The 9,897-nt window shown below is 66.6% G+C and carries 9 protein-coding genes and 1 pseudogene; 2 read left to right on the top strand and 8 right to left on the bottom strand.

Annotation, left to right across the window (positions count from 1 at the left end; translation table 11 throughout):
- Window positions 1–121: 121 nt before the first annotated feature.
- The 6 genes and pseudogenes from IM725_RS09130 to nadE all read right to left on the bottom strand — a co-directional run bounded on the left by IM725_RS09130 (window position 122) and on the right by nadE (window position 6,346).
- A complete protein-coding gene (locus IM725_RS09130) occupies window positions 122–1,090 on the bottom strand; it encodes a TRAP transporter large permease subunit (RefSeq protein WP_193780265.1) in 969 nt (322 codons plus the stop codon).
- Window positions 1,087–1,569: a TRAP transporter small permease subunit gene (locus IM725_RS09125; RefSeq protein ID WP_193780264.1), complete on the bottom strand. Its 483-nt coding sequence runs from the start codon at window positions 1,567–1,569 to the stop codon at window positions 1,087–1,089. The genes IM725_RS09130 and IM725_RS09125 overlap by 4 nt, the downstream gene beginning before the upstream one ends.
- Window positions 1,570–1,655: 86 nt before the next feature.
- On the bottom strand, window positions 1,656–2,279 hold the full coding sequence (locus IM725_RS09120; RefSeq protein WP_193780263.1) for a phosphatase PAP2 family protein: 624 nt from the start codon (window positions 2,277–2,279) through the stop codon (window positions 1,656–1,658).
- 6 nt (window positions 2,280–2,285) lie between these two features.
- Window positions 2,286–4,676, bottom strand: a complete 2,391-nt coding sequence (locus IM725_RS09115; protein WP_456096128.1) for a cation-translocating P-type ATPase — start codon at window positions 4,674–4,676, stop codon at window positions 2,286–2,288.
- Window positions 4,677–4,775: 99 nt separating this feature from the next.
- A pseudogene (locus IM725_RS20835) lies at window positions 4,776–5,459 on the bottom strand (cation transporter); the annotation flags it as partial.
- A gap of 71 nt (window positions 5,460–5,530) precedes the next feature.
- The gene (gene nadE / locus IM725_RS09110; protein WP_193780261.1) at window positions 5,531–6,346 is read right to left on the bottom strand and encodes an ammonia-dependent NAD(+) synthetase; all 816 of its coding nucleotides are present in this window, start codon (window positions 6,344–6,346) and stop codon (window positions 5,531–5,533) included.
- Between the two features lie 123 nt (window positions 6,347–6,469).
- Between nadE and IM725_RS09105 the strand changes: the two genes are divergently transcribed.
- On the top strand, window positions 6,470–8,398 hold the full coding sequence (locus tag IM725_RS09105) for an FTR1 family protein (RefSeq protein WP_227753704.1): 1,929 nt from the start codon (window positions 6,470–6,472) through the stop codon (window positions 8,396–8,398).
- A 103-nt stretch (window positions 8,399–8,501) separates the two neighbouring features.
- Here IM725_RS09105 and IM725_RS09100 read toward each other — a convergent pair whose 3' ends face one another.
- Both IM725_RS09100 and IM725_RS09095 read right to left on the bottom strand, forming a co-directional pair.
- Window positions 8,502–8,717 carry an SHOCT domain-containing protein gene (locus tag IM725_RS09100; protein WP_227753703.1) on the bottom strand — a complete coding sequence of 72 codons (216 nt, stop codon included), beginning with the start codon at window positions 8,715–8,717 and terminating at the stop codon, window positions 8,502–8,504.
- 20 nt (window positions 8,718–8,737) lie between these two features.
- Window positions 8,738–9,271 carry a Spy/CpxP family protein refolding chaperone gene (locus tag IM725_RS09095; protein WP_193780272.1) on the bottom strand — a complete coding sequence of 178 codons (534 nt, stop codon included), beginning with the start codon at window positions 9,269–9,271 and terminating at the stop codon, window positions 8,738–8,740.
- Window positions 9,272–9,468: 197 nt separating this feature from the next.
- Between IM725_RS09095 and IM725_RS09090 the strand changes: the two genes are divergently transcribed.
- On the top strand, window positions 9,469–9,855 hold the full coding sequence (locus IM725_RS09090; RefSeq protein WP_227753702.1) for a hypothetical protein: 387 nt from the start codon (window positions 9,469–9,471) through the stop codon (window positions 9,853–9,855).
- Window positions 9,856–9,897 lie beyond the last annotated feature (42 nt).

Raw genomic sequence — 9,897 nt, 5'->3', positions numbered from 1 at the left:
CAGGCAGACGAACCCAAAAAGAAGGAGAAGACCAAGAACTTATCCACACCGTGAGCCGCAAGGCTCGCAAAGAGGGTGGGTCAATATTCGATGGAAATGCCGGGTCAGGATTCCATGGAAATCAACACGCAAACAGCTCCTCGATCCAGACAGGTCCGTAGAAGCCCCGGAACACCAGCGTGAAGAACGAGGCGCCCAGCAGCAGGAAGATGACGCCGGAACAAAGCACGCCCGTCGAACTGAGCGCCTGGGAGAGCCTGCGAATCCCCAGCCGGCGCCTCGCCGCGCCGATCGCAACGGCACCGCACACGCCGATGGCGCCCCCCTCGGTCGGCGCGGCGACGCCGAAGTAGATGGACCCGAGGATGATCAGGATCAGCGCGATGGGTGCGCCAGCCGCAGCCAGCGCCTGTCGCCAGACTGCTTGGCCCAGGCGCTCACCCGGCTCCATGACAGGGGGCGCCGAACGAGGCCGCAGCCGCGTCACGACCAGGACATAGAGCAGGTACAAGCCGACCAGGATGGCACTGGGCAGCAGGGCGGCATGGAAGATGTCCACGAGCGGAACGTCCATCTGCTCGGCGAGCACGATGAGCACGAGACTCGGTGGCAGCATCTGCGCCAGCGTTCCGGCCGCGGCGATCGCGCCAGCGGCCAGCTTCGGATCGTAGCCCGCCTTGAGCATGGCCGGCAGCGCGATCAGGCCCATCGCGATCACGGAAGCGGAGACGAAGCCGGTGATGGCGGACAGAGCGGAGCCCACGAGAATCGTGGCAATGAGCAGCCCCCCGGGCATGCGTCCGAAGAGCCGGCCCAGCGCGAGCAGGGTCTCCTCGGCCACGCCGCTCCTTTCCAGGATCATTCCCATGAGGACGAACAGCGGAACCGCCAGGAAGGTATCGCTGTTGAACACTCCCTGCACCCGCAACGGCATGGCCAGCAGGAAAGCCGGCTCGAATGCACCGGAGACCACGCCGATGCCGGCGAACGCAGAGGCCACTGCTGCCAGGGAGAACGCCACGGGAAAACCTGCCAGCAGCACCAGCACCAGGCTCGCGAACATGAGAGGTGCGGCCAGGTCCGGGTTCATGCGAGGGTGTCGGCTTGCGGTGCCGCTGCGGGTCTGCGCGAGGGGGAGGCACCGACCAGGAACGCGACGCAGCGAATCGCCTCGGCCACGGCCTGGGCGCCGAGCGAAAGGAACCCGAGGGTGATCGTCGCTTTCATGATCCAGGCCGGGAATTCGCTCAGGCTCTCGCGGCTACCGCGAGTCTCGCCCGTGAGGTAGGAGTGCAGGAAATCGGGCCAGGTGACCCAGACAGCGACGACGCACAGGGGTAGCAGCACCAGGCAGATGCCACCGAGGTCAAGCCATGCAAGCCCCCGCTCGCCGAGAAATCCGGAAAACACGTCAATGCGGACGTGCTCGTCACGCTGCAGCGTATAGGCCGCCATCAGGAAGACGGCAGCGGCGAAGAAATGAGGCTGCACGTCGTACATCTGCGAGGAAGCGACGCCGAGGAACTTGCGCGAGAGCGCGTTACCGGCGATCAGGACCGCGTTGGCCAACAAGCCCCATTGGACGACAGCCGCAAGCCACCGATTGGCTCGATCGATCGCCGCTGCACCCGCCAACGCAGTGCGCATCCGTGGGCTCACGGCGTGCGCTCCGTGTCTCCTGGCCAGCGATGGAACCTGCGCACCACCGGCGCTGCCATGGCTGCGCTGGCAGCGCCAAGGGCCCAGCCCCAGAGCACGTCCGCGGGAAAATGCGCTCCCAACGCGACGCGTGACCAGCCGACCGCGATCGCCGCAAGCACCAGCAACAGGCGCAAAGGGCGCCGAACGAGTGGCCACAAGGTTCCCGCGACTACCGCGGCGTAAGTGGCGTGCCCGCTCGGCAGGCTGTATTGGCTGTCCGGCGCGCCGAGCGCCCGTATCACTCCAGGCCCGAGCGCCACGGCGGGACGGGGGAAGGCCAGCGCGGGTTTCAGCACTGCGGCAAGCGCGAACGCGAGGGCGAAGGCGACCAGGAACGTCCATGGTGCGAGTCGCGCAGGAGCGTCCAGATCAACCGAGGGGCGGCGCGAAAACAACCAGAGTAGGGCGAGCATGGCGGGCGCCCCCCAGTAGCTGCCGAGGGCGGAGACCAGTTGCGCGGCCCAGCGCCACTGCGGCGCCAGGTTCCGGTTCACAGAGAGGAGGACCGACACGTTCGCGCCTCCCCAGTCATACAGCCAGTGGCGCGCCCACTCGGCGGTTGCTGGAATCATCTGCATTCGGGCTCAGGCCGTGCGCGACTTCAACAGGCGCAAGCCGTTGAAGACCACCAGCAGGCTCGCGCCCATGTCTGCGAACACCGCCATCCACAGCGTCGCCATTCCGAGCAGTGCCAGCGCGAAGAACACCACCTTGATCCCGAGTGCCAGCACGATGTTCTGTTTCAGGATGGCGCCGGTGCGGCGGCTCAGTCGGATGAACTGCGGGACCTTGCGCAGGTCGTCGTCCATGAGGGCCACGTCCGCCGTTTCGATGGCGGTATCCGTGCCGGCTGCGCCCATGGCGAAGCCGATGTTGGCCTTGGCGAGCGCAGGCGCGTCATTGATGCCGTCGCCGACCATGCCCACCGTCCGGTAGCGCCCGATCGCTTCTTCCACGGCTTTCAGCTTGTCCTCGGGCAGGAGCCCGCCCCGCGCGTCGTCAATGCCGACGTTGCGCCCGATCGCGCTGGCCGTCTGCTGGTTGTCGCCGGTGAGCATGAGCGTCTGCACGCCCAGCGCGTGGAGCTGGGCGATGGCGTCGCGGCTGGTTTCGCGGACCGTGTCGGCCACGCCGACAACGGCCAGCGCACTGCCTTCGCCGGCGAGGACGATCGCGGTCTTGCCCGCGTCTTCCAGCTGCTTCAATGCGGCTTCGGCCTGCGGACTGGCAATCCGCAGTTCCTGCAGCAGCCGCCGGTTCCCGAGGAAATACCAGAGTCCGCCGATGCGCCCGTTGACGCCTCGGCCCGTGATCGCTTCGAAGGCGTCCACCTCCAGAAGCGTTTCGCTCCCGTGCTGCTGGTGCCAGTAGGCGGCGACGGCGCCGGATACGGGGTGGTCGGAGCGCACGGCCAGGCTGGCGGCCAGGCGCAAGGCGTCGCTGGCGGCATCGAGCTCCACGACATCGGTCACGACCGGGCGGCCTTGCGTGATTGTGCCGGTCTTGTCCAGTGCAAGCGCCTTGAGTAGTCGGCCCTGTTCCAGGTAGGCGCCGCCCTTGATCAGGATGCCGCGTCGGGCCGCAGTGGCCAGGCCGCTCACCACAGTAACAGGCGTGGAAATCACGAGCGCGCAAGGGCAGGCGATGACCAGCAGCACGAGCGCCTTGTAGATCCAGTCCATCCACGCGCCGCCCGCCAGCAGCGGCGGAAGCACGGCCACAGCCAACGCAAAGGCGAACACAGCGGGCGTGTAGATGCGCGCAAACTGGTCGACGAAGCGCTGCGTCGGTGCGCGGCTGCCCTGGGCCTCCTCCACCGCCTTGATGATGCGCGCCAGCGTGGAATGCGTGGCTTCGGCATTGACGCGGTACTCGAAGGAGCCGGTCTCGTTCAAGGTGCCTGCGAAGACCGGGTCGCCGGGGGCCTTGGCCACTGGGATGCTTTCGCCGGTGATCGGCGCCTGGTTCACCGCAGATTGCCCGCTCACCAGCACGCCATCCAGCGGAATCTTCTCGCCGGGGCGGATGCGCACCAATTGGCCGACGGCGACACTCCTGGCGGGCACCTCCTGCCATCTGCCATCCGGCTGCTGCACGGTGGCCAGTTCAGGCGCCATCGCCAGCAGGCCGCGAATCGCATTGCGAGCGCGGTCCAGCGAGAGCACCTCGATGATTTCGGCAAGGGCGAACAGGAACATGACCATCGCCGCCTCCGGCCACTGCCCGATGAGAATCGCCCCCGTGACGGCGATCGACATCAGCGCGTTCATGTTCAGGATCCCGCTCCTGAGCGCCAGCCATCCCTTCTTGTAGGTGGGCCAGCCGCCCGTGATGATGGAGACGATGGCCAGCACCAGGACGGGCCACGCGCGGTCCTGGCCGATGGTGAACGCCACCGCTTCGGCAGCTGCGGCACTGAGGCCGGCCACCGCCATGAGGGCCCACTGGCGGCGCGTCACCGCAGGGCGCTCGCGCACCTCTTCTTCGTGGGGGGAGCCGCTGTCCACCACTGCCCTCATGCCAATCGCATGCAAGGCCTGTTCGACCGCCGTTGGCGGCACGGTGTGCGTCACGGTCAGCTTGCGCTGCATCAGGTTGAAGTCGAGCTTCTGCACGCCTTCCATGTTCTGGAGCTTGTCGCGGATCAACGCTTCTTCCGTCGGGCAATCCATGTTCTCGATGCGGTAGACCGTGCGCCGTCCTGACGTGCCCTCCGCTCCCGCGGGCGGCAAGCCGATGGACCGCAATGCGGCCACGATCGGCTCGGTCGACGTCAGGCTGTGCTGCACCGTCAGCTTGTGCTGCATCAGGTTGAAGTCGAGCCCGCCCACGCCGGACATCCCCTCCAACCGCTTGCGGATCAACGCTTCCTCCGTCGGGCAATCCATCTTGTCGATGCGGAAAGTCGCCGACTGGGCTGCGGCCGGCAATGCAGATGGGGCAGCGGAACTGGTTGCTGGTTCAGGAGAAGGCAGGACGGTCCCAGCTCGCGACGGACCAGGCGTCGAGGGCCCAGTCGAGAAGCCCGAGCCTTGTGGTTCCACTTCGGCGGGCATGCCCAATGCGGCCAGCGCATCGGTGATTTGCTGCAAGGGACCTTCGTGCTGCACGGTCAGCAGCCGGTTCTGGAGATCGAATTCAAGGTCCCAGACACCCGACATGGCGCCGAGCCGTTCACGGATCTCGCGCTCCTCGTTGCGGCAGTCCATCTTCGGCACCCGCAGGCGCGTACGGTGCGGAGCAGTCGCCGGCAGCGCCTCCGCCGCGGGCATGCCGAGCGCCGCGAGTGCACCGGTGATTTGCTGGGTATCGGCTAGGTTGTGGTGGACGGTGAGGAGTCGCTGCGGCAGGTCGAACTCCAGTTCACCGATCGCCGGGATCGCACCGAGGCACTCCCGGATCTGGCGCTCCTCGTTCCGACAGTCCATCTTCGGAACGTGGAACATGTCCGTGCGCGTGAAGCCGCCGCGCGCCGGCACGGCGGGCAGGCCCAACTCCGAGAGTGCGGTGGTTACCGGCTCCAGGCTGGGTAGGCGGTGCTCGACCGCGAGGTTGTGCGCCTGCAGGTCAAAGTGCAGGGACTCGACACCGTCGATGGCTCCCAGCCTTTGCCGGATCTGCCTTTCCTCGCTCGGGCAGTCCATCTTCTCGATGTAGAAGACGGTCGTGGAGAGGGGGCGCGCGGCTCCGACCAATGGCCGCTCCTTCAGCGATTCGCAGGCGGCCGTGCCGCAAGAAACCTTGTTGTCCGTGTTCATTGCTGACCTTGTTTTCTCTCGATGACTTCAAGGTACACCTTGAAGTCGCTTCAAGGTCAAGCGGTGCGAGTTCAAGGATGCGCCGGCAAAGCCCTTTTGTGGCGGCTGGTTGTGTAGAACCTTTCAATGACACCGACCGCGTGCGCGCTGGTCGGCTTCCCTTCCAGGAAGTCGTCGATCTCCTCGTAGGTGACGCCGTAGGCAGCCTCGTCGGGCAGTTGCGGCCGCAGGGACTCCAGGTCCGCTGTGGGGACCTTGTCGACCAGCGCTGCGGGTGCGCCTAGGCAGCGCGCGACGGCACGCACGCGCCGCTTCGTGAGGCCGGTGAGGGGCGCCACGTCGCATGCGCCGTCTCCGAACTTGGTGAAGAACCCCATCACCGCCTCGGCCGCATGGTCGGTGCCGACGACGAGCCCCCGCCGCGCTCCGGCAACGGCGTACTGGGCGATCATGCGTTGTCGGGCCTTGATGTTGCCCAGCACGAAGTCTTCCTGCTCCTGGCTGGCGAAGCCGAAACGCGAGCCGTGCAAGGCGGCCAGCATGGCGTCCGCCGCAGGCCGAATATCCACAGTCAGCTCCTCGTCGGCCTGGATGAACCGAAGTGCGGCCTGCGCGTCGGTCTCGTCCAGCTGCGTTCCGTAGGGCAGGCGCAGGGCGATGAAGCGCGCCGGCAGGCCTTCGATCCGGAGCCGTTCGACGGCAAGTTGGCACAGGCGCCCCGCCGTTGTGGAGTCCACGCCGCCGCTGATGCCCAGCACGAGCGCCTGCATACCAGTCGCGCGCAGGTAGTCGCTCAAGAAGCTCACTCTGCGGCCGGCTTCTGCTGCCGCATCGAAAAATGGAGCGACGCCTAGCTCCGCTGCAATCCTTTTGGGATCCATGGCCATCCGCTTTGCCTTCCGACCGGTGTTTCGGGAGAACGGCCGGGCGCCTGATCAGCCCTCGGCCCATCGCGGGATTTTGGCGCCAAAACGGTGGTTACAATGAACCGGAACGAGAATCATTGTCAAATGCAACGCCTCTACCGCCTCCTTGTCGCCAGCCTCATGCTGTGCGTCGGCTCCGTTTCGCTCGCCGCCACAGCCGCCGACGAGGCCTCGGTGCGTCAGCTCTGGCAGCTTCTGGACTACGTGGGGGTCGATTACGGCGGCGCCGTGTCCGGCGGTGCGGTCACCCGCGCCTCCGAGTACGAAGAGATGCAGGAATTCGCGAACAACGCGCTGAAGCAGGCGCAGGCCTTGCCTCAGGGCAGCGCGCGCGAACCGGTGGTCGGCGCCGTGTCGGCGCTGCGAGAGGCGGTGGTGCGCAAGGCGGACGCCGCGGAAGTCGGGCGGCTTGCTCGTCATGCCAGTGACCTTCTGCTGGCTGCGTATCCGGTGCCCGTCGCCCCGAAGTCTCTCCCAGACCTGAAGCTAGGCGCCGCTATCTACCAGAAGCAATGCGCCGCCTGCCACGGTGCGACCGGGCGATCGGATGGGCCCCTTGCCGCAAAGCTCGATCCCAAGCCGGTGGCCTTCGCGGACCACGCACGAGCGCGTTCCCGCAGTCTCCTGGCGCTTTACCAGATCGCGAGCAAGGGCATGCCGGGCACCGCCATGCCGGCATTTGCCACACTGTCCGATGCGGACCGCTGGGCCGTCGCTTTCTACGTCGGCACCCTCTCGTACGACAAGAGTGCGGTTGAGGATGGCGCAAGGGCCTGGCGGGAAGATCCTCGCGCCAAGGAGGCGTTCGCGGACATCAACGCGTTGACCACGAACACGGAGGCCAGCATCGCCGGAAAGCTGGGAGACGATGAGGCACGCGCGCTGACGGCGTACGTGCGCAGCCACCCCGAGGCGGTGAGTGCCGCCAGCGGCCGCGGCCTGGCCTTGACGCGATCTCGCCTTCAGGAGAGCCTGGCCGCCGCGCGCGCCGGCGACAAGGCAGGTGCCACGCGCCTGGCGCTCTCCGCATACCTGGACGGCTTCGAGCCGCTGGAGCCTGCGCTGCAGGCGCGGAACAAGGAGCTGCTCACCGAGGTGGAGCAGGGCATGGTCAAGTACCGCTCCGCGGTTTCGGCTGGCGATGTCGCACAGGCGGAAGCTGCCGCGCAGGACCTCGAGCGCCTGTTCACCCGCGTCGAGACCGAGTTGAGCGTCGGCGCCGCGGATCCGGGAACGACTTTCCTGGGGGCGCTCACCATTCTGCTGCGCGAAGGCGTCGAGGCGCTGCTGATCGTGGTGGGCATGATCGCTTTCCTACGCAAGGCGCAGCGGCATGATGTCGCGCGATACGTGCATGCGGGCTGGATCACTGCGCTCGCGGCCGGCGGCGCAACCTGGGGTGCCGCTACGTATGTGATCGCCATCAGCGGGGCGAGCCGCGAAGTCACCGAGGGGGTTTCTTCGGTGTTTGCGGCGATCGTCTTGCTTGGCGTGGGGCTTTGGATGCACCAGAAAAGCAGCGCAGGGCGCTGGCAGGCCTACCTGAACGACAAACTCTCCGCTGCCATGACGCGCCGTTCCGCCTGGGCGCTCTTCGCGCTCGCATTCATCGCGGTCTACCGCGAAGTGTTCGAGACGGTCTTGTTCTACTCGGCCCTAGCGGTGGAAGGCAGCGGCGCCGCGCTCCTTGGCGGACTCGGCGCAGGCGTGGTCCTCCTCGGGCTGATCGCATGGGCGCTGCTTCGTACGAGCGCACGCATGCCGATCGGGAAGTTCTTTTCCATCAGTTCGGTCCTGGTCGCGGTGCTGGCCGTGGTGCTCGTGGGCAAGGGCGTCGCGGGTCTCCAGGAGGCAGGTTGGGTGGCGGCCAGTCCGTTCACTGCTCCTCGGGTGGAAGTGCTCGGGATCTTCCCTTCGAAGCAAACCATCGCCGCGCAGTTCGTCGTGCTGGTTATCGCGGTGGTCGGGTTCTGGATGAACGCGGTGACGGGTCGGCGCGCGGCACGGGTCTGAGCGGCTACTGCCCGTGCGCCGCGACGTGCCCGGCGCACTCCGGCCCGCTTGTTTCCGCGCCGTGATCCCCGAAAGCCTCTGCCGCGACTACGTGCAGCAGTCGCTATTGGCTTAGCTGCTTGCGCCGGTCGGCGTATTCGGCTGCATCGATCTCGCCTCGTGCGAAGCGTTCACGCAGGATGGCGAGGGCGTTTTCCGCGGGAGCCGACCGGTCGCGCACCAGGTACCGGATCACGGCGACCGCGCCGCCAATCACGAGCACCCACCAGAGCGCATGCATCAAAAAGAAGCCGCCCCACGGGCCGCCATAGCTCCACATGTGCCACATGGTCACCGGTCCTAGCGCGAGCTCCCAAGACGCATCTGCTCGCGCTGCTGCGGCGTGAAAACCGCTTCCGTCCGCTTGCGCGCCTCGATCATGTTGTCGAACATCTGCCGCTGCAGCGTGGCCTGGCTTTCATACAGCCTGCGCTCTGTCTGCTCGTCGGCGCTACCGTTGGACTGCAACGTGAGTTCCTGCATCTGCTGCATGAGCGGCCACTGCTTTGCCCGCAGTTCCTTCTGGATCTGGGCAATCTTCGCCTGCTGGTCCGACGTAACACCCGAGGGCCACCCTCCGGTCGCGCCCGGCCCCATCGCGCCCCAGCCATAATTTCCGGGACCCATCATGCCCGGCCCCATCATCCCCCAGCCATAGCTTCCCGGGCCCATCATCCCAGGGCCCATCCCGCAACAGCCATACCCACCAGGGCCCATCATGCCGGGCCCCATCATCCCCCAGCCATAGCTGCCCGGGTAAGCGGGTGCCGTCTGGGCGTGAGCTCCGAGCGCGAGGGTTGCGGAGAGTGCGAGTGCGGTCAGTGCCTTGTTCATAGCGATGCTCCTTCAAAGTGGCGTGTTCGCTGGTTTGCTAGTGATTCCGTGAAAAGTAGCACGCGCCGCCTGATTCCACTTGATCGCCCTCAACTGATTGCCGCTCGCCCATCGAGCTGCCGCAAGCAGCCGCTGCGAGAGTCGTACGGCAGGGTTACACTTCGAGCTCGACGATGTCCCGTCAGCTTTACCCACGCTTGGCCACGATCTATCTTGTGGTCCTGTCGCTGCTGTTCTCACAGCTGGCGCTGGCGAACTATGTCTGCGCGCCGGCCAAGGCTCCGGATGAGCCGGCTCAGATGGAGATGTCCACGGGAGAGCCGTGCGAAAACATGGACATGTCCGCTGGCAAGGCCATGGACCAGGAGCAGCCTGTTCTGTGTCACCAGCACTGCCTGAACGCTCCGCAGTCCTTCGACCCGGTCCACGTTCCCGCCGTCAGCCTGCCTGCCGTGGTGCAGGCCCTCGTCGTGCCGGTGTTGGTGCACGGCGGCGCGGTGGGGTCCGTCGTGTTTGCCCACGCAGCCCGAGAGCGACCACCGCCGGAACCGATCTTCCTCTCCACCCTCAGACTTCGCGTCTGACTTCTCCGTCGACCTACAGGCGTCGCCGCGGCTTGCCCGCTG

The sequence above is a fragment of the Ramlibacter aquaticus genome, from assembly GCF_015159745.1.
In the GTDB taxonomy this organism is placed as follows: domain Bacteria; phylum Pseudomonadota; class Gammaproteobacteria; order Burkholderiales; family Burkholderiaceae_C; genus Ramlibacter; species Ramlibacter aquaticus.
The sequence above is the reverse complement of the archived record's forward strand: the minus strand, read 5'-3'. Positions and strand labels throughout refer to the sequence as shown.